Below are 23,334 nucleotides of genomic sequence, written 5' to 3'. Positions count from 1 at the left end.
TTCATTCTTAGCAAGGAATTGTCATGACCCAGTTTTATCTCATCGCCCCTTCCGGTTATTGCATTAACCAGGAGGCGGCGAACCGCGGCGTTCAACGTCTGCAGGAGGCCGGGCATCAGGTCATGCACCAGGAAGTTATCCCCCGCCGGGCGCTACGTTTTGCCGGAACGGAGAGTGAACGCCTTGCCGATATCAACCAGCTCGCCGCCCTGGACGGCAAAAACCGCATTGTACTGGCGGTACGCGGCGGCTACGGCGCGACTCGCCTGCTGCCGCACATTGACTGGCGGGCGCTGATCGCTCGCCAGCAGCAGGATCCGCTGCTTATTTGCGGCCACAGCGATTTCACCGCTGTTCAAATGGGCCTGCTGGCAAAGGGTAGCATAATCACTTTTAGCGGCCCGATGCTGGCCGGAAACTTTGGCGCTGAAACGCTTAACGAATTTACTGAACACCATTTTTGGCAGGCGCTGCGTAATCCAGCATTTACGCTCGAATGGCATGGAGATGGACCAAGCTGCCGCGCCGACGGCACCCTGTGGGGGGGGAATCTGGCAATGTTAACCTCGCTTATCGGCACGCCGTGGCTACCGCAAATTAGCGACGGCATATTGGTGCTTGAGGATATTAACGAGCACCCGTTTCGTGTCGAAAGAATGCTGTTGCAGCTGCTTCACAGCGGTATTCTGGCGCGCCAGCGGGCGATTGTTCTCGGCAGTTTTACCGGGGCAAATGCCAACGATTACGATGCCGGTTATGACCTGCCGATGGTATACGAATACCTTCGCGCCCAGCTTAACATTCCTGTCATCAGCGGCCTGGATTTCGGTCATGAGCAGCGCACGGTAACCTTGCCGCTCGGCGCCAGAGCGCTGCTGGTGAACAACGCATCCATCACCACCTTGAGCATCAGTGGACACCCGGTTCTGGCCGAATAAAAATTCGTCTTACGCATATCCTGAACGGCGTCAGATTGTTAAAATGGTGTAGTTTTTAATTCATCTTCACGCCGGTAAGGAGTACGTCAACATTGGACGCCGCTGCGGTCATCAGTCTGTTTATCCTGGGTTCCGTTTTAGTAACCTGTAGCATTTTATTAAGTTCCTTTTCTTCACGCCTCGGCATCCCGATACTGGTTATCTTCTTAGCCATTGGGATGCTGGCGGGCGTTGACGGTATCGGCGGCATTCCTTTTGACAACTACCCTTTTGCCTATATGGTGAGCAACCTGGCGCTGGCGGTTATTCTGCTTGATGGCGGAATGCGCACCCAGGCCAGCTCCTTTCGCGTGGCGCTTTGGCCGGCGCTGTCGCTTGCCACGGTCGGGGTGTTAATTACCTCAGCCCTGACCGGCCTGATGGCGGCCTGGCTGTTTCATTTAGACCTGATTGAGGGGATGCTGATCGGCGCGATTGTCGGTTCGACCGATGCGGCGGCGGTATTCTCCCTGCTCGGCGGTAAGGGACTGAACGAACGCGTCGGCTCGACGCTGGAAATTGAATCTGGCAGCAACGACCCAATGGCGGTATTCCTGACCATTACCCTTATCGAGATGATTCAGCAGCATGAAACAGGGCTGAGCTGGATGTTCGTGGTGCATATTGTGCAGCAGTTCGGGTTGGGTATTGCTATCGGCCTCGGCGGCGGTTACCTGCTGCTGCAGATGATTAACCGCATCGTCCTGCCAACCGGTCTTTACCCTCTTCTGGCGCTGAGCGGCGGGATCATGATTTTTGCCGCCACTACCTCGCTGGACGGTAGCGGTATCCTCGCGGTCTACCTGTGCGGCTTCCTGCTCGGCAACAGACCAATTCGCAACCGCCACGGTATTCTGCAAAACTTTGACGGTCTGGCCTGGCTGGCGCAAATCGCCATGTTCCTGGTGCTCGGCCTGCTGGTCACGCCGTCCGACCTGTGGCCTATCGCCATCCCGGCGCTGATTCTGTCGATGTGGATGATCTTTGTCGCCCGTCCGCTGTCGGTATTTGCCGGTCTGCTGCCATTTCGCGGCTTTAATCTACGCGAGCGCATCTTTATCAGTTGGGTCGGCCTGCGCGGCGCGGTACCGATTATTCTCGCCGTTTTCCCGATGATGGCTGGCCTGGAGAACGCGCGGCTGTTCTTTAACGTGGCCTTCTTCGTGGTACTGGTGTCGCTGCTTTTGCAGGGCACATCTCTGTCCTGGGCTGCCAAAAAAGCCAAAGTGGTGGTGCCCCCGGTCGGTTCCCCCATCTCCCGCGTTGGGCTGGATATTCATCCGGAGAACCCGTGGGAGCAGTTTGTCTATCAACTTAGCGCCGAAAAATGGTGCGTTGGCGCGGCGCTGCGCGACCTGCATATGCCGCCGGAAACGCGCATTGCCGCACTGTTCCGCGATAACGCTCTGCTACACCCCACCGGCAGTACGCGCCTGCTGGAAGGCGATATTCTCTGCGTTATTGGCCGCGAACGCGATTTGCCCGCGCTGGGTAAGCTGTTCAGCCAGTCGCCGCCGGTGGCGCTCGATCAGCGCTTCTTCGGTGATTTTATCCTTGATGCGAATGCAAAATTTGCCGACGTCGCGCAGATTTACGGCATCGACGGCGGCGAAGAGTTCCGCGATCACCAGCAGTCGCTGGGTGATGTGGTGCAGCATCTGTTAGGGGCGGCCCCGGTTGTCGGTGACCAGGTGGAGTTTGCAGGAATGGTATGGACGGTAGCGGAAAAAGAAGAAGATCACGTTCTGCGGGTTGGCGTACGTATGGCGGAGGACGAGGCGGAGTGATCCGCCTCAGGATAAGTTACACCGTCACAACTGGCACCCTCGGTGCTAAAGCGCACATGAGTTCATAACCGACGGTGCCGCTGGTGGCAGCGACATCGTCAATTTTAATCTCTTTACCCCACAGTTCGACCGGTGTGCCAATACCCGCCTGCGGGCAAGGGGTTAAATCCACCGCCAGCATATCCATCGATATTCGCCCTACCGTGACGGTGCGTACGCCGTCAACCAGCACTGGCGTACCGCTCGGCGCTAAGCGAGGATAGCCATCGGCATAGCCGCAGGCCACAATACCAATGCGCTGCTCTTGTGTCGTCCTGTAGATGCCGCCGTATCCCACCGCTTCGCCGGGTTTCAAGTTCTGCACGGCGATAATTTCGCTGCTTAGCGTCATGACCGGCTTCAGTCCGGTGTTGGCAACGTCCTGCCACAGGCCGGAAGGCGAAGCGCCATACAATACGATTCCCGGCCTTACCCAGTTAAAATGCGACTCCGGATGCCATAACGTGGCCGCTGAGTTAGCCAGCGATCGCGGGCAATCCAGCCCTTCGGCAGCCTGCTCAATGCGCCGCATCGGCTCCACAATTCCATGCGGATTTTCCGCCTCGGCAAAGTGCGACATTAACGTCATTTCACTGACGTTTTTGAGCCCCCGTAGCTGCTGCCAGACGATTTGCAGACGGTCCGGCATAAAGCCCAGCCGGTTCATCCCGCTATTCACCTTAACGTAGATATCGAGCGGCGCGTGCAGTTTAGCCTGCTGAAGCGCCTTAATTTGCCAGTTACTGTGCACGTTGGTCGTCAGGCGGTATTTATCAAACAGCGCCAGTTCATCAGCATGGAAGAAACCCTCTAACATCAGTATCGGCCCTTTCCAGCCCAGCTCACGCAGAAGGATCGCCTCTTCCAGATTTAACATAGCGAAACCGTCTGCCGCGCTTAGCGCATTCCAGACCCTCGCCAGACCGTGGCCATACGCATTCGCTTTAACGACCGCCCACAGACGCGAGCCGGGCGCCGCGCGGCGAACAATTTGCTGATTTTGTCGTAAGGCTGACGTATCAATGCTGGCCTTGACTGGACGGGACATGAAAGCTCCTTATTAATGGTGAACACCGTGCAGATGCTGAGCGCGAGTCGGGATATAACCACGGCCGTAGCGGGCAACGGCAAGATCGTCATATGGGATCGCCGGAGTACGTCCGGAGATTAAATCGCTAATCAGCTGCCCGGAGCCGCAGGCCATGGTCCAGCCTAAAGTACCGTGCCCGGTGTTCAGCCACAGGTTTTTGTATGCCGTGCGTCCGACTACTGGCGTGCCGTCCGGGGTCATTGGGCGTAATCCGGTCCAGAAGGTCGCCTGTTCTATATGACCACCGCGCGGAAACAGATCGCGCACCACCATCTCCAGCGTTTCACGCCTGGGCTGCAACAGCTCTTTATTAAAACCGACAATCTCCGCCATCCCGCCGACGCGAATACGATTATCAAAGCGGGTGATGGCGATTTTGTAAGTTTCATCAAGGATAGTCGATACCGGCGCGCCGTCTTCCTGGGCAATTGGAATCGTTAGTGAATAGCCTTTCAGCGGATAAACCGGAATATCCACCAGCCCTTTCAGCATCGCCGTTGAATATGAACCCATAGCCATGACGTAAGCGTCGGCTTTGATTATTTCAGCTCCGCACTTCACACCGGAGATTTGCTCTCCTTCATATAACAGAGCATCTACTGAAGTATTAAACCGGAAAGTCACGCCCGCCTGCTCAGCCATCAACGCCAGACGCGTGGTAAATAGCTGGCAGTCACCCGTTTCATCATTTGGTAAGCGCAAACCGCCGGTCAGCTTGTGGTTGACTTCGGCGAGCGCGGGCTCAACTTCAAGCAGGCGATTAGCCTCCAGCAGTTGATAAGGAACCCCCGCGTCCTGCAGCACGGCAATATCACGAGTGGCGTTTTCGAACTGTTTTTCGGTGCGGAAAAGCTGAAGAGTTCCGCCCTGCCGGCCTTCATACTGGATACCGGTACTCTCGCGTAGCGCTTTCAGGCAGTCGCGGCTGTACTCCGCCAGACGCACCATACGCCCTTTATTTTCCATATAATGGCGGGTATCGCAGTTGCGCAGCATCTGCCACATCCATTTTAGCTGGAACTGGGTGCCATCAAGTCCAATGGCCAGAGGAGCGTGCTTCTGGAACATCCACTTAATCGCCTTCAGCGGTACGCCCGGCGCCGCCCACGGCGCAGCATAGCCGGGTGAGATCTGCCCGGCGTTCGCAGCGCTGGTCTCTTCAGCTGGCCCTGGCTGGCGGTCGATAACCGTTACCTGATGTCCTGCCTGACTTAAATACCAGGCACTAGCGACCCCAACTACCCCACTTCCCAGTATGACGACGCGCATAGCGCCTCCGTAATAGTTAAAGAACAATCGTCTGATTACAAATTGATAACCCAGATGAAAATATTATTCAACATACGCTTTATTTATGGTGACTTATCTCACAGGACTCTGCGCCAGTACTGACACCATTGATTTACCATCTCCTGCTGTGCTTCATTCTTCTGCAGAATTAAATTCCAATTAAAGCGGAGAAAAACGCCTTTCAGATTGTGAAATCGCGAAGAAAAGAAATTGCTCATGGACGCAGTTTGCAACACTGTGTTCTATGCTTGTTTAGAGGTTTTCCGTACAGAGAGAACCATCAACAACGAGGGCGCGCTAATGGCTACGATTGATTCCATGAACAAGGACACAACCCGTTTAAGCGATGGACCCGACTGGACTTTTGAGCTGCTGGAGACCTATCTGGCAGAAGTCGATCGGGTAGCGAAGCTGTATCGTCTTGACACCTACCCGCACCAAATCGAAGTCATTACTTCCGAGCAGATGATGGATGCCTACTCCAGCGTCGGGATGCCTATCAACTATCCGCACTGGTCGTTTGGTAAAAAATTCATTGAGACCGAGCAGGCCTACAAGCACGGTCAGCAGGGACTGGCCTATGAAATCGTCATCAACTCCAACCCCTGTATTGCTTATTTGATGGAAGAGAACACCATTACCATGCAGGCGCTGGTGATGGCGCACGCCTGTTACGGGCACAACTCCTTCTTCAAAAACAACTACCTGTTTCGCAGCTGGACCGACGCCAGTTCAATCATTGACTATCTGATCTTCGCGCGTAAATACATTACCGAATGTGAAGAGCGCTACGGCGTTGATGAAGTAGAGAAGCTGCTCGACTCCTGTCATGCCTTAATGAACTACGGCGTCGACCGCTACAAACGCCCGCAAAAAATCTCTTTACAGGAAGAGAAGGCGCGGCAGAAAAGCCGTGAGGAGTATCTGCAAAGTCAGGTGAATATGCTGTGGCGCACCCTGCCGAAGCGCGAAGAGGAAAAAACCATTGAAGCGGCGCGTCGCTATCCTTCTGAGCCACAGGAAAACCTGCTCTATTTCATGGAGAAAAACGCCCCGTTGCTGGAGCCATGGCAGCGTGAAATTCTGCGCATCGTGCGTAAAGTCAGCCAGTACTTTTATCCGCAGAAGCAGACTCAGGTCATGAACGAGGGTTGGGCGACCTTCTGGCACTACACCATCCTTAATCATCTTTATGATGAAGGTAAAGTGACGGAACGCTTTATGCTGGAGTTTCTGCACAGCCACACTAACGTGGTGTTCCAACCGCCGTACAACAGCCAGTGGTATAGCGGAATCAACCCGTATGCGTTGGGCTTTGCCATGTTTCAGGATATTAAACGCATCTGCCAGTCGCCGACGGAAGAGGACAGATACTGGTTCCCGGATATTGCCGGTTCGGACTGGCTCGAAACGCTGCACTTCGCGATGCGTGACTTCAAGGATGAGAGCTTTATCAGCCAGTTTCTGTCGCCAAAAATCATGCGTGATTTCCGCTTCTTTACCGTGCTGGATGACGATCACAACAACTATCTGGAAATATCCGCTATTCATAATGAAGAGGGATATCGTGAGATCCGCTCGAAGCTTTCAGCACAGTACAATCTGAGCAACCTTGAGCCGAATATCCAGGTGTGGAACGTCGATCTGCGTGGCGATCGCTCGTTAACTCTGCGCTATGTGCCGCATAACCGCGTGCCGCTGGATAAAGGCCGTCGCGAGGTTCTTAAGCACGTTCATCGCCTGTGGGGATTTGATGTTCTTCTGGAACAACAGAATGCCGACGGTAGCGTCGAGTTGCTTGAGCGGACGCCACCTCGGCAAAACCCGCTCTAACCCTAAAAAGCAAAACGCCCGGTTTCTCGCCGGGCGTTTTTTATTATTATTTCCTGGACTTAACGCATATTAATCGCTAAATCACCCGGCAGGTTCTTCTGCATACGATGCCAAATTTCGCCGCTGTCGTGTCCGTAGCGGCGCACAATATCATAAACCTGTTCATGAAGGCCCTCTTCACAAACTTTCGCCAACTGATGATAGAAGCCCATCGCCAGACTACGCGCTTCCGGATTGGCGAAATAGTGGCGCCCAATGCGAGTATATAAACCTTTCATGCCATTGAGGATCAGGCCGTAGATCGGGTTACCTGAAGCAAACGCCAGACCGCGGAAAATGTTGTAATCCAGCTCGGCAAAGGCATCGGCATGGTCTTCAATCTCACGGGCGCTTGCCAGAACGTCCAGCGCCTTATCAGGATGCTGACGGAAAGCGGTACGAATAAAAATAGTCGAAATATTCGTGCGCACTGACAGCAGGTTGTCAATCAGTTGAGGAACGCTGTCATGATCGAGACGCGCCAGCGTTTCAAGGATATTCAGGCCTGATGTTTCCCAGAAATTATTCACTTTCGTGGGCTTACCATGCTGAATAGTTAACCAGCCATCGCGGGCCAGGCGCTGCAACACTTCACGTAAGGTTGTACGGGTCACACCAATCAGTTCAGAAAGTTCACGTTCAGCGGGAAGGATTGAACCAGGGGGAAAGCGATTATTCCAGATACTTTCAATGATGTACTCTTCAGCGAAACCCGCAGGGCTTTGCGCCTTAATGACCATAATAAGATTTCCATTACACAGCGTTGCAATTGGACTCATCATACCAGAGCCTCTATAGAGCAGATAGCGCCAGAAAGTAATTAAAAAGGGATCGCCGTTTCATTTTCGACTTTTCATTTCACACTTTCTCTATTCTAAAGAACGTGATGCGAAGAAAGTTGCATCCGGTTTTGCGCAACTGGTAATCTTGCGAATAGTCACCTATAAAATCATGTTTCAAATTTTGCGGAGAAAGGATGTCTGTCGTGGAAATGTCTTACGGTCGCGCACTATGGCGCAATTTTCTGGGTCAGTCCCCGGACTGGTATAAGCTCACCCTCATTATTTTCTTAATTGTTAATCCGTTAGTGTTTTTTCTTCATCCATTTATTGCCGGATGGTTGCTGGTTATCGAATTCATATTCACTCTGGCGATGGCGCTTAAGTGCTACCCGCTGTTACCGGGCGGCCTGCTGGCGATTGAAGCCGTATTTATTGGTATGACCAGTCCGGGACATATCAGGGAAGAAATTGCCAGCAATCTTGAGGTTCTGCTGCTGTTGATGTTTATGGTGGCAGGGATCTACTTCATGAAACAGCTGCTGCTGTTCATCTTTACCCGTTTGCTCCTCGGCATCCGCAGCAAGATGCTGCTGTCGCTGGCGTTTTGCGTCGCTTCCGCCTTCCTTTCCGCCTTCCTTGACGCATTAACCGTTGTTGCGGTAGTGATTAGCGTCGCCGTTGGCTTCTACGGTATTTATCACAAGGTCGCGTCGGCGCGACCGGACGATGACGATATGCTCGACGATAGCCATATCGCTCAGCACTACCGCGATGTGCTGGAGCAATTTCGCGGTTTTTTGCGCAGCCTGATGATGCATGCTGGTATTGGTACCGCGCTCGGAGGCGTGATGACCATGGTTGGCGAACCGCAGAACCTGATTATTGCTAAAGCCGCTGGCTGGCATTTTGGCGAATTCTTCTTGCGCATGATACCGGTCACCTTACCGGTACTAGCCTGCGGTCTGATAGTCTGTCTGCTGCTGGAGAAATTCCGTCTCTTTGGCTACGGCGAACCGCTGCCGCCAGCCGTGCGCAAAGTACTGCAGGAATTTGACGACCGCAGCCGCCAGAGCCGCAGCCGTCAGGATCGTCTGCGCCTGATTGCCCAGGGAATTATCGGCGTCTGGCTGATCATCGCTCTGGCGCTGCACCTTGCGGAAGTTGGCCTGATCGGCCTGTCGGTGATTATTCTGGCCACCACCTTCTCCGGGGTGACCGATGAACACGCTATCGGCAAAGCGTTTACCGAAGCCTTACCGTTTACCGCGCTGTTAACCGTCTTCTTTGCCATAGTTGCGGTGATTATTGACCAGCACCTGTTCGCTCCGGTGATTGAGTTCGTGCTACAGGCATCACCGCATGCTCAGCTATCGCTGTTTTATCTGTTTAACGGCCTGCTGTCGTCGATTTCCGACAACGTCTTTGTCGGCACGGTCTACATCAATGAAGTGAAGGCCGCCCTGGAACAAGGCACCATCAGCATCCAACAGTTTGAACTGCTGGCGGTGGCGATTAACACCGGGACCAACCTGCCATCCGTTGCCACACCAAACGGCCAGGCGGCATTCCTGTTCCTGCTCACTTCTGCCCTGGCCCCGCTGATTCGCCTCTCCTATGGCCGGATGGTGTGGATGGCGCTGCCCTATACCATCGTCCTGACTCTGGTGGGTCTGGCATGCGTTGAGTTTACCTTAATGCCGGCCACCCAGTGGATGCTCGATCACGGCTGGCTGGTTACACCGCAGTTGCTCAAATAAAATAGCGGATACCCAGGTCATAAATCCGGGTATTCCATATTCGTTTACGTAATATTTTCTGACTAGCTGCTGGCGTCGCTTCGGTTTTCGTTTACACTGCCATGATTTAGCATGTTCCAGGGAAATGATTATGTTGCGATATTTAAACCAGTGCTCAAGGGGACGCGGTGCCTGGCTCCTGATGGCGCTAACCGCGTTTATTCTTGAATTGGTTGCTTTGTGGTTCCAGCACGTGATGTTGCTGCAACCATGCGTCTTGTGTATTTACGAACGCTGTGCGCTATTCGGCGTGATGGGTGCCGGTATTGTCGGCGCCATTGCGCCTAAATCACCGCTGCGCTACGTAGCGATAGTTATCTGGCTCTACAGCGCCTTGCGCGGGCTACAGCTGGCGTGGGAGCACACCATGATTCAGCTTCACCCTTCCCCCTTCCAGACCTGTGATTTTGCCGCGCGCTTCCCAACCTGGCTGCCGCTGGACAAATGGCTGCCGCAGGTATTCGTGGCTACCGGCGACTGCTCCGTGCGCCAGTGGGAATTCCTGACCCTGGAAATGCCGCAATGGCTGGTCGGGATCTTCGCCGCCTACCTGATTGTCGGTGTGCTGGTGCTTATCGCCCAGCCGTTTAAACCGAAAAAGCGCGATCTATTTGGTCGCTAAGATCGATTGCTGATAAAGCGCTCCTTCGGGAGCGTTTTTTTTGCCTGCGAGTTGACCCCTGCGCCTTAAAGATGCATATTAAATACATCTTATATGCATTCACTAAGGAGCACATGATGTCTCATTTGCGTATTCCCGCTAACTGGAAAGTAAAACGCTCCACCCCATTCTTTACCAAACAAAACGTTCCTGCCGCTCTGCTGACGCACCACAACACCGCTGCGGGTGTTTTCGGTCAACTTTGCGTGATGGAGGGGACGGTAACCTATTACGGTTTCGCCGATGAGCAGGCGACAGAACCAGAGGCGAAAGTGATCATCAATGCCGGGCAGTTCGCCACCAGCCCGCCACAATACTGGCATCGCATCGAGCTAAGCGATGATGCACAGTTCAATATTAACTTCTGGGTCGAAGACGAGACCGACGGTGAAAGCGGGCTATTCCACGCCAGGAAAAATTAACTGAGCGCCTTACTGCGCCCAATCTGGTTTATTCAGGATATGATCTTGCCAGTCCACTACGGTGGACTCTTTAACCGCAATATGGCGAACGGAAATGCGTTCGCCATGCATCGCGGCCTTAGAGCCGGTCAACAGCGGGTGCCAGTGCGGCAGCGGTTTACCTTCAGCCAGCAGGCGATAGGCACAGGTCGGCGGCAGCCATTCGAAAGTGGGCAAGTTATCGCGAGTTAGCTTAATGCAGTCCGGTTCATATTCGAAGCGGCGCTCGTAATTGCGGCACTGGCAGGTTTTGATATTCAGTTGACGGCAGGCGACGTTAGTAAAGTAGATTTCGTCAGTATCCTCATCCATCAGCTTATGCAGGCAGCACTGTCCGCAGCCATCGCAAAGTGATTCCCACTCCGCATCGCTCATTTCATCCAGTGTTTTTTGTTGCCAGAAAGGTTGTTCGCTCATTGGGATGTCCGTCATTGCAATTCAGGGTGCACCTTATAACGAGTCTGGCACGCCGATGCAAGTTTTGCCGCCTGGAGAAGGCGGCAAGCGGACGTTACAGCACGCGGGTGGTTAACGATAATCCGTTAAAACCGACTTCCAGTTCATCACCGCTGCTTAGCGGACCCACACCTTCCGGGGTCCCCGTCAGCACCACATCACCGGCTTTCAGGGTGAAGAAACGCGACATATAGGCAATCAGCGGCACAATTTTATGGATCATGTCGGCCGTTGTGCCGTGCTGGCGCACTTCGCCATTTACCTTCAGGCTCAGCGGAGTATCCTGCGCATCGCCATGAAACTCGGCCGCCGGAATAAATCCTGAAATCGGGCAGGAGTTATCAAAACCCTTCGCCTTTTCCCACGGCTGGCCGGCTTTTTTCATTTTGCCCTGCAGATCGCGCAGGGTAAGATCCAGCGCCACGCCATAACCCGCGATGGCTTTAAGCACATGATCTTCCGTTGCCTGACGCAGCGTACCGCCAATCAGCACCGCCAGCTCCACTTCATGATGCACCGAACCCAGGCCTTCAGGAAGCACCAACGGCTGGCGGATGTCGCATAGCGCCGTCTCAGGTTTAATAAACAGCACCGGTTCTTCCGGCGTCGCACTGCCCATCTCCTTAATGTGTTTCGCATAATTGCTGCCCACGCAAACCACCTTGCTTACCGGATAATCCAGTAGCGCACCCTGCCAGTTATGATGTTGGTACATTATTTCCCCTTAGTGGGTTAATCAGATTTATTCCCCTGTTCCGCCAGGTGTTTCTTGAGTAAATTTTCAGACGGAGGAGGAAGTTGCAGGTAATAGCCCTGATCGGCCAGAGCCTGTTTCACTTTATCCAAATCGGCGTGAATGAGTTTTTTTCGTCCATCGAGCGGCAGAATCATTGCCAATTTAGGCGTGCCGAAGCTATACATTAATTCGTCGGGAACGCGGGAGAAATCGTCCTTTTTTTCGACATATAAATAGGTTTGCTCACGTTTAGTACTTCGATAGATCACACAAAACATAGTTTTACTCGGAATTAGACCTGTGGTCACTTGCCTCAATATATGAGTGACTATAACATGCCTTTTAGTCTTCGGAATATCACCGCACTTCAGCGGGTGATAAACAGCAAATTGAGTAAGGCCAGGATGTCAAATACGCCAATCGAACTTAAGGGCAGTAGCTTCACCTTATCTGTGGTTCATTTGCACGATGCAAATCCCGAGGTTATTCGTCAGGCGTTAGAAGACAAAATCGCCCAGGCTCCCGCCTTTTTACGTCATGCCCCCGTGGTTGTGAACATCAGCAGCATTGAAGACGCCGTCGACTGGCGCCCTCTCCATGAAGCTATTGCGGCTACCGGCCTGCGAATTATGGGCGTAAGCGGGTGTAAACTTCCCCGGCTGAAAACGGAAATTGACCGCGCCGGGCTCCCTTTATTAACCGAAGGGAAAGAAAAAATAGCCCGTCAGGCAGCACCCGAACCTGTTTCACCACCGCCAGTTGTTAATCAGATCACAAAAACGCGTTTGATTGATCAGCCGGTACGTTCCGGTCAGCGTATTTATGCGCCACACTGTGATCTTATTGTTACAAACCATGTGAGTGCCGGAGCTGAACTTATCGCCGATGGTAATATCCATGTCTATGGCATGATGCGAGGACGCGCGCTTGCCGGTGCTGGCGGCGACAGAGATGCCCAAATATTTTGTACCAACCTCTCGGCGGAGCTGGTCTCCATCGCGGGAGAATACTGGCTGAGTGATAACATTCCGGCCGAATTTTATGGCAAAGCGGCGCGCCTGCGTTTAGGCGACAGCGCTTTGACAATTCAATCGTTGAATTAATCCCTTTTTAACAAGGAATTTCTATGGCACGCATTATTGTTGTGACTTCGGGTAAAGGAGGCGTTGGCAAGACCACCTCCAGCGCGGCCATCGCTACTGGTTTGGCCCAGAAGGGAAAGAAAACGGTCGTCATCGACTTCGATATTGGTCTGCGTAACCTTGACCTGATCATGGGCTGCGAACGTCGCGTCGTTTATGACTTCGTCAACGTCATCCAGGGTGATGCCACGTTGAACCAGGCGTTAATCAAAGATAAGCGCACGGAGAACCTCTATATCCTCCCGGCCTCCCAGACGCGTGATAAAGACGCACTGACCCGCGAAGGCGTAGATAAAGTTCTTGAAGAACTGAAAAAGATGGATTTTGATTTTATCGTCTGCGACTCCCCTGCAGGCATCGAAACGGGTGCGCTGATGGCGCTCTACTTCGCTGACGAAGCCATCATCACCACCAACCCGGAAGTCTCCTCCGTTCGTGACTCCGACCGTATCCTCGGCATCCTTGCTTCCAAATCCCGCCGCGCGGAAAGGGGCGAAGATCCGATCAAAGAGCATCTGCTGCTGACGCGTTATAACCCTGGCCGCGTAAATAAAGGCGACATGTTGAGCATGGAAGACGTGCTGGAAATTCTGCGCATCAATCTGGTGGGCGTGATTCCGGAAGATCAGTCCGTACTGCGCGCGTCGAACCAGGGTGAGCCGGTTATTCTGGATGATGCATCGGACGCAGGTAAAGCCTATGCCGATACTGTTGAACGTCTGCTCGGAGAAGAACGTCCTTTCCGCTTCGTCGAAGAAGAGAAGAAAGGTTTCCTCAAACGCCTGTTCGGAGGATAAATTATGGCATTACTCGACTTTTTTCTCTCGCGGAAAAAGAACACCGCCAATATTGCGAAAGAGCGCCTGCAAATCATCGTTGCGGAGCGTCGTCGCGGCGATGCTGAACCGCACTACCTGCCGCAGCTGCGTAAAGACATTCTGGAAGTGATTTGCAAGTACGTGCAGATCGATCCGGAGATGGTCAGCGTACAGCTGGAGCAGAGAGACGGGGATATTTCGATTCTGGAGCTGAACGTGACCTTACCGGAAACCGAAGAGTCGAAATCCTGACCCTGTAGTACCAAAAGTAGCGTAAAAACCCGGCAACGCTCTGCGAAGCCGGTTTTTTGCTTTGAGTAGCGGCTAAAACTGCTTAGCGCGGATACTCGCTCAGCAACGCATTCAGGCGATCGGCCATCAATTCGCCGCGCCATCCGGAAACCAGTTCAGGCTGCCCGTTACCGTTTTTCAGCCCCCAGTGCCAGTTCAGCAGTTGGTTAATCTGCCTTCTTGAGGCTAGCAGCTCTGCGCTTACGCCCTTCTCGGCGCTCACGGCCTGCACCAGCGCTTTAATGTCCTTAAACACCTTGCGGTAGCCCGGCATGTCGATCAGGTTCTGTAACGGCTCAGGCAGCGCCTCTTCCGGTAGCGCCTGAGCCTTCTCGACAAGGCTTATCAACGTCTTGCCATGGAAACGAATTTCGCTGCCCGATAGCCCCAGGCTATCAAGCTCACCCAGGCTGGAGGGCATATAGCGCGCCACGTTCCACAGATGCTCCTCACGAATGACAAAGTTGACCGCCAGGTCACGCTCGCGCGCCTTACGCAGCCGCCAGTCAGCCAGCAACTGCAGACAGCCAAGCTGACGGGTACGCAACTGCCAGGCGTTACCGATATCGTGCCAGGCCTGCGCGGGATCCAGGACTTCCTGACGACGCTGTTGCATCAGCTGACATTCATCCAGCGCCGCGGACAGCCAACCTGCACGGTCAGTTTCAGCCATCAGTTTTTCGGCAATTGGCAGCAGATACCAGACATCGGCGGCGGCATAAATACACTGGCGTTCAGTCAGCGGACGGGCCAGCCAGTCAGTACGAGACTCACTCTTGTCCAGCGCTACGCCAGTATACTCTTCAACCATCGCGGCAAAACCCCATGACATCGGGCGACCGCAAAAAGCGGCCAGAATCTGCGTATCGATAAGCGGCTGTGGCATCAAATGAAAGGCGTTAAGGAACACTTCCAGATCTTCACTGCCGGCATGCAGATATTTGGTCACGTTTTTATTCAGCAGCAGTTCACGCATCGGCTCCCAGTCGGTAATTACCAGAGGGTCAATTAATGAAACCTGGTTGCCGTCAAACAGCTGGAGCAGACCGAGCTGCGGATAGTAGGTGCGTGTACGGACAAATTCCGTATCCAGCGCAATAGCAGAAACTGCGTTTGCCGCTTCACAGATGGCGCGAAGGCCATCGTTGGTGGTGATCATCTGATAGTTCAAATCGTACTCTCTTAACTTGCGCCCATAAAAAACGCCGGCTTAGCCGGCGTCTGGCGATTCACTCTTAGCTCAGGCTTTATTGTCTACTTTAGCGCGGGCTTCGTCACGCAGTTCTCGACGTAAAATTTTCCCGACGTTGGATTTCGGCAGCTCATCGCGAAACTCAACCAGTTTCGGCACCTTGTAGCCGGTCAGCTGACGCCGGCAAAAGGTAATCAGCATCTCTTCCGTTAACGTCGGGTCTTTTTTGACCACGAAAATTTTCACCGCTTCACCGCTGCTTCCGGACGGTACGCCTACGGCAGCAACTTCCTGCACGCCGGAATGCTGCATAACCACGTCTTCAATTTCGTTCGGGTATACGTTGAAGCCTGAAACCAGGATCATATCTTTCTTGCGATCGACAATGCGCAGAAATCCTTCGTCATCCATTACCGCAATATCGCCGGTATGCAGCCAGCCGTCCTTGATTATCTCGGCGGTGGCATCAGGACGCTGCCAGTAACCCAGCATCACCTGCGGCCCTTTCACGCACAGCTCGCCCGGCTCTCCAGGCGGTACTTCATTATCATCATCATCCACCAGCTTCGCTTCCGTGGACGGCACCGGCAGACCGATGCTGCCGCTGTGATAATCAATATCGTGCGGGTTGACGCTCACCAGCGGCGCGCACTCCGTCAGGCCATAGCCTTCCAGAAGATACTGCCCGGTCAGCTTAACCCAGCGCTCAGCAACCACCTGCTGCACCGGCATCCCGCCGCCCGCAGAAAGATGCAGAGAGGAAAAGTCGAGCTGCTGAAACTCTTTATTATTGAGCAGCGCATTAAACAGCGTATTCACCCCAGTCATGGCGGTGAAGGGATATTTCGCCAGCTCTTTGACCAGCCCCGGAATGTCGCGCGGGTTAGTGATCAGCAGGTTCTGCCCGCCCAGCTCAATAAACAGCAGGCAGTTCATGGTCAGCGCGAAGATGTGGTACAGCGGTAATGCGGTAACGACCAGCTCTTTGCCGCGATGCAGCAGCGGCCCGTAGGTGCCATTTACCTGCTCAAGGTTCGCCAGCATATTACGGTGGGTGAGCATCGCCCCTTTCGCCACGCCGGTTGTGCCGCCGGTGTACTGGAGGAAGGCGAGGTCCTGAGAGACGATTTCGGGCTTGATATACTGCATACGGTAGCCGTGCTGCAGCGCGCTGCGAAACGAGATTGCGTCCGGAAGGTGGTATTTTGGCACCAGGCGCTTAATGTACTTCACCACAAAGTTAACCAGCGTGCCTTTCGCTGTGGAAAGCTGATCGCCCATGCGGGTTAAAATCACGTGCTTGACCTGGGTTTTATCAACCACTTTTTCCAGGGTATGCGCAAAGTTGGAAACGATCACAATGGCGGCGGCGCCGCTATCGTTAAGCTGATGCTCCAGTTCGCGCGGGGTATACAGCGGATTGACGTTCACTACAATCATGCCCGCGCGCAGGATACCAAACAGCGCCACCGGGTATTGCAGCAGGTTGGGCATCATCAGGGCGACGCGGTCGCCTTTTTGCAGGCCCAGGCCCTCCTGAAGATAAGCGGCGAACGCCCGACTGCGCTCCTCCAGCTTACGATAAGTCATCACCTCGCCCATGTTGATAAATGCCGGTTGGTCGGCATAGCGGCGGACGGCGTGTTCAAACAGTTCAACCAGGGATTGATAGCGGTCAGGGTTTATCTCCGCTGGAACATCCGCGGGATAACGGTTTAGCCAAACCTTTTTCACTGCATCACCTCTGAAGTAATTATTCGTCGTCATCACAACCCCTGATCAACAAACATTTTGTTAACATTATATTAACTCAGCGTACCAGTTTATTAATTAGGCGTTTTACAGGTTGCGAAGCGCGTCACTATTTATTTTTCTTATTTGACTGAAAACAAAGAAACAGCGGACCAGCCGCTGTTTCTTTTTGTTTATAAAAACTACAAAATCATTCGGTTACGACGTTTCTGACTTCTGCTGGGCCTGGGTTATACCAGCCCCAACCGCCGTATCCGTAGCCCCACGGGCGCGGGCCAAACATCCACGGATCAATGGGCTGCGGCGGCATCACCACCTGCTGCACGACGTTCCAGCGCTTGTAGCCGGTAGCATTCATCAGCATAAATTTATACGGCGTATTGCCAACTTTGCCGTCAACAGCGCCGACTATTGGACCAACCACGGTGACCAGTTGGCCGCGAAAATCCACCGGATCGATAAAGCCGTTTACATCGGCAAAAATTCGCCCACGCGAAGGTTCACCCAGTTCCGGACGCGCCGCGCCGTCGAGCTGCACAGTGGCAATTTCTAAGCGGGTTTTACCCTGCTGATTCTGCACGCTGACGACCTTACCGCCAAAACGCGCTTCCTGACCGATATACAGCTGCGGCGCATTCATCACCCGGACTAAATCCTGCTGCGGCGTCGGGGTGGTGCCTTTAATAGCATCCGGTACCGAAGCGCACCCACTCAGCGCAGCGACAACTGCTGTCGCGACTAACCAACGTACTACCGTTTTTTGACCCGCCATGACGCGACTCCTTCCTCTTCTCAGACTTATAGTTACTGAGATTCACTCGCGGCCAGGAAGTTTCTTCCACGCCACTTCATTACGCAAATAAACTGGTTCAGCGTGTTCGACGGCCACCGTTTTGCCCACCGTAAACAGATGGCAAGCTAGCGGCAGCATATCCTGCGCTTCAGGAAGCTGAATTTGCCCGTCGAAAAGCGTTAAAGCGCAACCGCTAGCCATATCCGGCCACGCCTGCCAGCCGGTACCCACGGTGGCCCACTCGCCTTCCAGTTGTTGCAGACGCTCGCTAACCGCTTCCGGCTTGATTACCGCTTCGCTCTCTTCACCGTGCCAGACGCCCTGCTCATCGCGCACATATTCCGCCCAATAAACTTCGCCCATTCTGGCATCAATCGCCGCCAGCACGCGGGTTGCGCCGGTTTTGCGCCAGGCCCCCTGGGCCATCGTTGCCAGCGTAGAAACGCCGATCATCGGCAGCTCAGCTCCCAGCGCCAGCCCCTGCGCGATACCGATACCAATGCGCACGCCGGTAAAGCTACCCGGCCCGCGGCCAAAAGCCAGCGCATCCAGTTCAGTTAATAAGGTGCCGCTTTCGTTGAGGACATCCTGCACCAAAGGCAGGATACGTTGGGTATGTTCGCGGGGGCAGATTTCAAAATGAGCACTGAGGGTGCCATCATTCCACAGCGCCGCGGAGCAGGCCTCCGTGGCGGTATCGATAGCTAAAATTTGCATGGGTCGTCACGCTCTCGCAGATTGACAAAATGGCGCGCAGCTTACCACATTTTGCGCCGGATTACCTCGCTGGCGGCACCGCAAGAAAACGCACCGCCCGGCGGATATCGCGAGTTCGCGGCGCCGGAGGCAGGCTGGCGAGGAACGTTGCGCCATACGGACGCATGACCAGACGGTTGTCGCAAATAACCAGCACCCCGCGATCGTCGATATCGCGAATCAAGCGCCCCACCCCCTGTTTGAGGGTAATGACCGCGTCCGGCAGTTGAACCTCATCAAAAGGATCGCCGCCGCGCAGACGGCAATCTTCCATTCGCGCTTTAAGCAGCGGATCGTCCGGTGAGGTGAACGGCAGCTTGTCGATGATCACCAGCGAGAGCGCATCGCCGCGCACGTCGACCCCTTCCCAGAAGCTACTGGTCGCCACCAGCAGCGCATTCCCCGCGCTGACGAACTGCTGCAGAAGCTGGCCTTTACTGGTTTCCCCCTGCAGCAGCACCGGCAAAGTCATGGTGGCGCGAAACTGCTCCGCCAGGTCGCGCATCATGGCGTGGGAGGTACAGAGCATAAAACAGCGCCCGTCGTTGGCCTCAATTAGCGGTTTGAGCATCGCCGCCAGATGCCGCGCCGCGCCTGGCTGGTTCGGCAAAGGCAAGTTGCGCGGCACGCACAGCAGCGCCTGGTGGGCATAATCGAAGGGGCTGGGCAGCAGCAGCGTTTGCGCTTCGCCAATACCCAACCGATCGGTGAAATGGTGTAAATCGTCATTGACCGATAGCGTCGCCGACGTAAAAATCCAGCTCCCCGGCTTTTGCGCCATCACTTCTTTAAATTTATCCGCAACCGTCAGCGGAGTCAGCGCCAGCGTAAAGTGCCGGGAGTTACATTCGTACCAATAGCTGTAACCGGGCTGATTGGTATCCTTCAGTCGTTTAAGCCGCCCGCGATATAATGTCGCCCGTTCGAAGGCGGCATCCAGCAGCGCTGAGCGGCCAAGCGATAGCTTTGCCACGTCGTAACAGAGTTCAAGAGCATCATCGAGCAGTAACAGCGCGCGCTGAATGTTGTTATCCGCAAGAAGTTCCCGCAGATTCCCGCGATAGCCAGGCTCCCCTAGCTGCAGACGAAAATCCTGCGCGCTCTGGGCCAGGCGGTCGGCGCATTTCTGCAACTGCTGGGTGTCCTTAAGCTCGGTGCGATAGGCAATGGTGATATCTTTTGCCAGGTCCAGCAGTTGACGACTGGAGAGCGACTGGCCGAAGTACTGGCTGGCAATGTCCGGCAACTGATGCGCTTCATCGAAGATCATCACTTCCGCTTCGGGAATCAGCTCTGCAAAACCGCTCTCTTTGACCACCATATCAGCAAGAAACAGGTGGTGGTTAACGACAACGACATCAGCATCCATCGCCTTTTTCCGCGCTTTTACCACAAAGCAATCTTTATAGAGCGGGCAGTCGCTGCCGAGGCAGTTATCGTTGGTGCTGGTGACCAACGGCCAGGCCTGAGAATCTTCAGCCACGCTGACGCAGGTGCTGATATCGCCATCAACGGTTTGGTTCGACCACGAGCGCAGCAGAATCACATCGCTGAGGGTTTGCACTGGCAAATCGCCCCCGGCAAGCGCCTGCTGCTCAAGACGCTCGAGGCAAAGATAGTTTGAACGCCCTTTCAGCAAGGCCAGCTTGCCAGTGAACTTCAGCGCTTTGGCGACGGTGGGTAAATCCCGACTGTAGAGCTGATCCTGTAGCGCTTTCGAGCCAGTGGAGATAATGACTTTTTTGTTTGCGCGCAGCGCGGGGGCCAGGTAGGCGTAGGTTTTCCCGGTCCCGGTCCCGGCCTCAACCACCAGCGGGCGGCTTTCTTCAATCGCGCTGGCGACGGCGAAAGCCATCTGGCGCTGCGGTTCACGTGGTTTAAATCCCGCTATCGCGCTGGCCAGCTGGCCGTCTGCTGCAAAATCGTCGATCACATTACCCCCTGGTTATTTGGACAGTGATTATGTCAGGGTGGAGTGGTTTTCGCCAGTGTGGTCGCGCAGGTAGTGACGCAGGTGAAACATTATGGCAGTCTTGCCGCAGCTTGATAAACCGCAACAAATGAGGAAATTAAAATGACAATTACGCGTATCGATGCCGAAGCCCGCTGGTCTGATGTGGTTATTCACAACCAGACGCTGTACTACACTGGCGTACCGTCAAACCTGGATGCCGACGCCTGCGCGCAAACTGCGGATACTCTGGCGCAGATTGACGCAGTGCTCGAGAAACAGGGCAGCAGCAAGTCGCGTATTCTCGATGCGACCATTTTCCTCGCCGACAGCGCCGATTTTGCGGCGATGAACCAGGCCTGGGATGCCTGGGTCGTCGCGGGCCATGCGCCGGTACGCTGCACCGTGCAGGCCAAACTGATGAACCCGAAATACAAGGTCGAGATTAAGATTATCGCCGCGGTATAATTTACTCGTCTTCATCCTCAAAGCGCGCCACAATCCGATCGCCGGTATGCGAGGCGCGCAGTTCATCTGCCACTAAAGCAATGGCCTGGCCGCTGCTCATCCCCTGCGACATGAGCTCCTGAATTCGTTCGACCGCTTTTTGCTGTTGCTCGTGGCTCAGCGAAGGTAAACCTGCAAACATCACTTACTCCTGCTACATTGTGGGGCGTAATTATTTCACGCCGTCCTCTTGTATACCAGCGGGCGGTAACGATCAGGATTAAAGAAGACGATGTTGTCCCCCGCGATTATTTCCCTGCCCTGGCGTCCGGATGCCGCTGAACACTATTTCACCCCCTTGAGTTCACAGCCCTGGGCAATGCTGTTGCACTCCGGCTTTGCTGAACATCCGCATAATCGGTTTGACATACTCGTCGCTCAACCGCGCGCAACGCTGGTGACTCACGGTCAAACCACCATCATAAACGAGGGCGAAGGGACCGCAACGTCAATCGCCGATCCGCTCACGCTTGTGCACCAGCAGCTGGCGCGCTTTAATCTGCAGCCGCAGGCTCACCCGCATCTGCCGTTTCTCGGCGGCGCGCTGGGGCTATTCGGCTACGACCTTGGCCGCCGCTTTGAAACCCTGCCGTCACAAGCGGATGCGGATATCGCCCTGCCGGACATGGCCGTGGGGATCTACGACTGGGCGCTGATTATCGACAATCAGCGCCAGGAAGTATCGTTAATCAGCTATGACGACCCGCAGGCCCGCCTTGCGTGGCTGGAAGGGCAATCCGCCTCCACCACCGAACCCTTTGCGTTAACCTCCGAATGGCGCTCCAATATGAGTCGCGAAGCGTACGGCGAGAAATTCCGCAAGATTCAGGCATATTTACACAGCGGTGACTGTTACCAGGTTAACCTGGCGCAGCGGTTCACGGCGGGCTATCGCGGGGATGAGTGGCAGGCTTTCCGTCAGCTTAACCACGCCAATCGCGCGCCGTTCAGCGCCTTTATTCGCCTGCCGGAAGGCGCAATATTAAGCCTGTCGCCGGAGCGTTTTATTCAGCTTCGGCAAGGCGAAATTCAGACCCGCCCCATCAAAGGGACGCTGCCAAGGCTGGCCGATCCTGAGCAGGACCAACAGCAGGCGCAAAAGCTGGCGAATTCGCCAAAAGACCGTGCTGAAAATCTGATGATCGTCGATTTAATGCGTAACGATATTGGCCGGGTTGCGGTGCCCGGTAGCGTTCGCGTGCCCGAACTGTTTGTGGTTGAGCCATTTCCTGCCGTACATCATCTGGTGAGTACCGTTACTGCCAGGCTGCCCGTTCATCTTCACGCTACCGATCTGCTGCGTGCAGCATTTCCAGGGGGGTCTATTACCGGCGCGCCGAAGGTCAGAGCGATGGAGATAATTGATGAGCTAGAGCCGCAGCGGCGCAACGCGTGGTGCGGCAGCATCGGATACCTCAGCTTTTGCGGCAATATGGATACCAGCATTACCATCCGCACGCTTACAGCCTGGCAGGGGCAGCTTTATTGCTCTGCCGGCGGCGGTATTGTGGCCGATAGTGAAGAGGCAGCGGAATATCAGGAAACTTTTGATAAAGTTAATCGTATCCTGCATCAACTGGAGAGCTAGCACATGGCGGACAGTGCCCTCGAACTTGACGACTTCCTTTCGCGTTTTCAGCTTCTGCGTCCGCAGCCCACGCGCCACGCGCTCAACCAACGCCAGGCAGCGGTGCTGGTGCCCATTGTCCGACGTCCGCAGCCGGGGTTGCTGCTGACCCAACGCTCGCCGCTGATGCGTAAACATGCAGGCCAGGTCGCCTTCCCCGGCGGAGCTGTGGATAACAGCGATGCGACGCTTATCGCCGCCGCGCTGCGCGAAGCGCAGGAGGAAGTGGCGATCCCACCAGAATCGGTTGAGGTTATCGGCGTTCTTCCGCCGGTCGACAGCGTGACCGGCTTTCAGGTCACCCCGGTGGTGGGCATTATTCCCCCCAATCTGCACTATCACGCCAGCCAGGATGAAGTTGCTGCGGTCTTCGAAATGCCGCTTGCCGAAGCGCTGCGGCTGGGGCGCTACCATCCGCTGGATATCCATCGTCGGGGTAATTCCCACCGCGTCTGGCTATCGTGGTATCAGCATTATTTTGTCTGGGGAATGACCGCAGGCATTATTCGCGAACTGGCGCTACAGATAGGCTCCCGTCCTTAGCTATACTCAAACTGA

The 23,334-nt window shown here is 54.6% G+C and carries 24 protein-coding genes; 12 read left to right on the top strand and 12 right to left on the bottom strand.

Annotated elements, in window-relative coordinates:
• Positions 1-23 precede the first annotated feature (23 nt).
• Positions 24-938, top strand: a complete 915-nt coding sequence (ldcA, locus tag FN082_RS24310; protein ID WP_139537661.1) for a muramoyltetrapeptide carboxypeptidase — start codon at positions 24-26, stop codon at positions 936-938.
• Positions 939-1,030: 92 nt separating this feature from the next.
• Positions 1,031-2,764 carry a potassium/proton antiporter gene (locus FN082_RS24305; protein ID WP_139537663.1) on the top strand — a complete coding sequence of 578 codons (1,734 nt, stop codon included), beginning with the start codon at positions 1,031-1,033 and terminating at the stop codon, positions 2,762-2,764.
• Between the two features lie 16 nt (positions 2,765-2,780).
• On the opposite strand, the gene dadX is transcribed toward FN082_RS24305, so the two are convergent.
• Complete coding sequence (gene dadX, locus FN082_RS24300; protein ID WP_142982526.1) at positions 2,781-3,851, bottom strand: catabolic alanine racemase DadX; 1,071 nt, start codon at positions 3,849-3,851, stop codon at positions 2,781-2,783.
• A gap of 12 nt (positions 3,852-3,863) precedes the next feature.
• Positions 3,864-5,162 (bottom strand): D-amino acid dehydrogenase, encoded by a 1,299-nt coding sequence (locus tag FN082_RS24295; RefSeq protein ID WP_142982525.1) that lies wholly within the window; start codon positions 5,160-5,162, stop codon positions 3,864-3,866.
• A 321-nt stretch (positions 5,163-5,483) separates the two neighbouring features.
• On the opposite strand from FN082_RS24295, the gene FN082_RS24290 reads away from it, so the two are divergent.
• The gene (locus tag FN082_RS24290) at positions 5,484-7,016 is read left to right on the top strand and encodes a SpoVR family protein (protein ID WP_139536272.1); all 1,533 of its coding nucleotides are present in this window, start codon (positions 5,484-5,486) and stop codon (positions 7,014-7,016) included.
• Between the two features lie 59 nt (positions 7,017-7,075).
• Here the strand turns inward: FN082_RS24290 and fadR are convergent, their stop codons facing one another.
• On the bottom strand, positions 7,076-7,795 hold the full coding sequence (gene fadR / locus FN082_RS24285) for a fatty acid metabolism transcriptional regulator FadR (protein WP_139536475.1): 720 nt from the start codon (positions 7,793-7,795) through the stop codon (positions 7,076-7,078).
• A 245-nt stretch (positions 7,796-8,040) separates the two neighbouring features.
• Here fadR and nhaB point away from each other — a divergent pair, with 245 nt between their 5' ends.
• The 3 genes from nhaB to FN082_RS24270 all read left to right on the top strand — a co-directional run bounded on the left by nhaB (position 8,041) and on the right by FN082_RS24270 (position 10,716).
• Positions 8,041-9,594 carry a sodium/proton antiporter NhaB gene (gene nhaB / locus FN082_RS24280; RefSeq protein ID WP_142463215.1) on the top strand — a complete coding sequence of 518 codons (1,554 nt, stop codon included), beginning with the start codon at positions 8,041-8,043 and terminating at the stop codon, positions 9,592-9,594.
• A gap of 130 nt (positions 9,595-9,724) precedes the next feature.
• Positions 9,725-10,255 (top strand): disulfide bond formation protein DsbB, encoded by a 531-nt coding sequence (gene dsbB / locus FN082_RS24275; protein WP_139536273.1) that lies wholly within the window; start codon positions 9,725-9,727, stop codon positions 10,253-10,255.
• A 116-nt stretch (positions 10,256-10,371) separates the two neighbouring features.
• Positions 10,372-10,716 carry a DUF1971 domain-containing protein gene (locus tag FN082_RS24270; RefSeq protein ID WP_142982545.1) on the top strand — a complete coding sequence of 115 codons (345 nt, stop codon included), beginning with the start codon at positions 10,372-10,374 and terminating at the stop codon, positions 10,714-10,716.
• A 9-nt stretch (positions 10,717-10,725) separates the two neighbouring features.
• On the opposite strand, the gene FN082_RS24265 is transcribed toward FN082_RS24270, so the two are convergent.
• The 3 genes from FN082_RS24265 to FN082_RS24255 form a co-directional block, all read right to left on the bottom strand.
• Positions 10,726-11,172, bottom strand: coding sequence for a YcgN family cysteine cluster protein (locus FN082_RS24265; RefSeq protein ID WP_142463213.1), 447 nt, complete (start codon positions 11,170-11,172; stop codon positions 10,726-10,728).
• 94 nt (positions 11,173-11,266) lie between these two features.
• A complete protein-coding gene (locus FN082_RS24260; RefSeq protein ID WP_139536275.1) occupies positions 11,267-11,926 on the bottom strand; it encodes a fumarylacetoacetate hydrolase family protein in 660 nt (219 codons plus the stop codon).
• Positions 11,927-11,943: 17 nt separating this feature from the next.
• Positions 11,944-12,225: a YcgL domain-containing protein gene (locus FN082_RS24255; RefSeq protein WP_004138522.1), complete on the bottom strand. Its 282-nt coding sequence runs from the start codon at positions 12,223-12,225 to the stop codon at positions 11,944-11,946.
• A gap of 126 nt (positions 12,226-12,351) precedes the next feature.
• On the opposite strand from FN082_RS24255, the gene minC reads away from it, so the two are divergent.
• The 3 genes from minC to minE are packed head-to-tail and all read left to right on the top strand — an operon-like array spanning position 12,352 to position 14,159.
• Positions 12,352-13,050 carry a septum site-determining protein MinC gene (gene minC / locus FN082_RS24250; RefSeq protein ID WP_139536477.1) on the top strand — a complete coding sequence of 233 codons (699 nt, stop codon included), beginning with the start codon at positions 12,352-12,354 and terminating at the stop codon, positions 13,048-13,050.
• A gap of 23 nt (positions 13,051-13,073) precedes the next feature.
• Complete coding sequence (gene minD, locus FN082_RS24245; protein WP_004103267.1) at positions 13,074-13,886, top strand: septum site-determining protein MinD; 813 nt, start codon at positions 13,074-13,076, stop codon at positions 13,884-13,886.
• Between the two features lie 3 nt (positions 13,887-13,889).
• On the top strand, positions 13,890-14,159 hold the full coding sequence (gene minE, locus FN082_RS24240; RefSeq protein WP_002910902.1) for a cell division topological specificity factor MinE: 270 nt from the start codon (positions 13,890-13,892) through the stop codon (positions 14,157-14,159).
• Positions 14,160-14,241: 82 nt separating this feature from the next.
• On the opposite strand, the gene rnd is transcribed toward minE, so the two are convergent.
• The 5 genes from rnd to FN082_RS24215 all read right to left on the bottom strand — a co-directional run bounded on the left by rnd (position 14,242) and on the right by FN082_RS24215 (position 20,624).
• Positions 14,242-15,357 (bottom strand): ribonuclease D, encoded by a 1,116-nt coding sequence (rnd, locus tag FN082_RS24235; protein ID WP_185932154.1) that lies wholly within the window; start codon positions 15,355-15,357, stop codon positions 14,242-14,244.
• Positions 15,358-15,438: 81 nt separating this feature from the next.
• Positions 15,439-17,124, bottom strand: a complete 1,686-nt coding sequence (gene fadD, locus FN082_RS24230) for a long-chain-fatty-acid--CoA ligase FadD (protein WP_139536478.1) — start codon at positions 17,122-17,124, stop codon at positions 15,439-15,441.
• 208 nt (positions 17,125-17,332) lie between these two features.
• Positions 17,333-17,914 (bottom strand): Slp family lipoprotein, encoded by a 582-nt coding sequence (locus FN082_RS24225; protein ID WP_139536277.1) that lies wholly within the window; start codon positions 17,912-17,914, stop codon positions 17,333-17,335.
• A 42-nt stretch (positions 17,915-17,956) separates the two neighbouring features.
• On the bottom strand, positions 17,957-18,652 hold the full coding sequence (tsaB, locus tag FN082_RS24220; RefSeq protein ID WP_139536278.1) for a tRNA (adenosine(37)-N6)-threonylcarbamoyltransferase complex dimerization subunit type 1 TsaB: 696 nt from the start codon (positions 18,650-18,652) through the stop codon (positions 17,957-17,959).
• A gap of 61 nt (positions 18,653-18,713) precedes the next feature.
• Positions 18,714-20,624, bottom strand: coding sequence for an ATP-dependent DNA helicase (locus tag FN082_RS24215; RefSeq protein WP_139536279.1), 1,911 nt, complete (start codon positions 20,622-20,624; stop codon positions 18,714-18,716).
• Between the two features lie 141 nt (positions 20,625-20,765).
• Here FN082_RS24215 and FN082_RS24210 point away from each other — a divergent pair, with 141 nt between their 5' ends.
• Complete coding sequence (locus tag FN082_RS24210; protein ID WP_139536280.1) at positions 20,766-21,110, top strand: RidA family protein; 345 nt, start codon at positions 20,766-20,768, stop codon at positions 21,108-21,110.
• A 1-nt stretch (position 21,111) separates the two neighbouring features.
• On the opposite strand, the gene FN082_RS24205 is transcribed toward FN082_RS24210, so the two are convergent.
• Positions 21,112-21,291, bottom strand: a complete 180-nt coding sequence (locus FN082_RS24205; protein ID WP_004103292.1) for a YoaH family protein — start codon at positions 21,289-21,291, stop codon at positions 21,112-21,114.
• Positions 21,292-21,381: 90 nt separating this feature from the next.
• Here FN082_RS24205 and pabB point away from each other — a divergent pair, with 90 nt between their 5' ends.
• Complete coding sequence (pabB, locus tag FN082_RS24200) at positions 21,382-22,737, top strand: aminodeoxychorismate synthase component 1 (protein ID WP_142982523.1); 1,356 nt, start codon at positions 21,382-21,384, stop codon at positions 22,735-22,737.
• A 3-nt stretch (positions 22,738-22,740) separates the two neighbouring features.
• Positions 22,741-23,319, top strand: a complete 579-nt coding sequence (locus FN082_RS24195) for a CoA pyrophosphatase (RefSeq protein WP_139536282.1) — start codon at positions 22,741-22,743, stop codon at positions 23,317-23,319.
• Positions 23,320-23,334 lie beyond the last annotated feature (15 nt).

The organism is Klebsiella spallanzanii, assembly GCF_902158555.1.
Classification (GTDB): domain Bacteria; phylum Pseudomonadota; class Gammaproteobacteria; order Enterobacterales; family Enterobacteriaceae; genus Klebsiella; species Klebsiella spallanzanii.
Note: the sequence above shows the minus strand (reverse complement) of the source record. Positions and strands in the feature narration are given on the sequence as shown.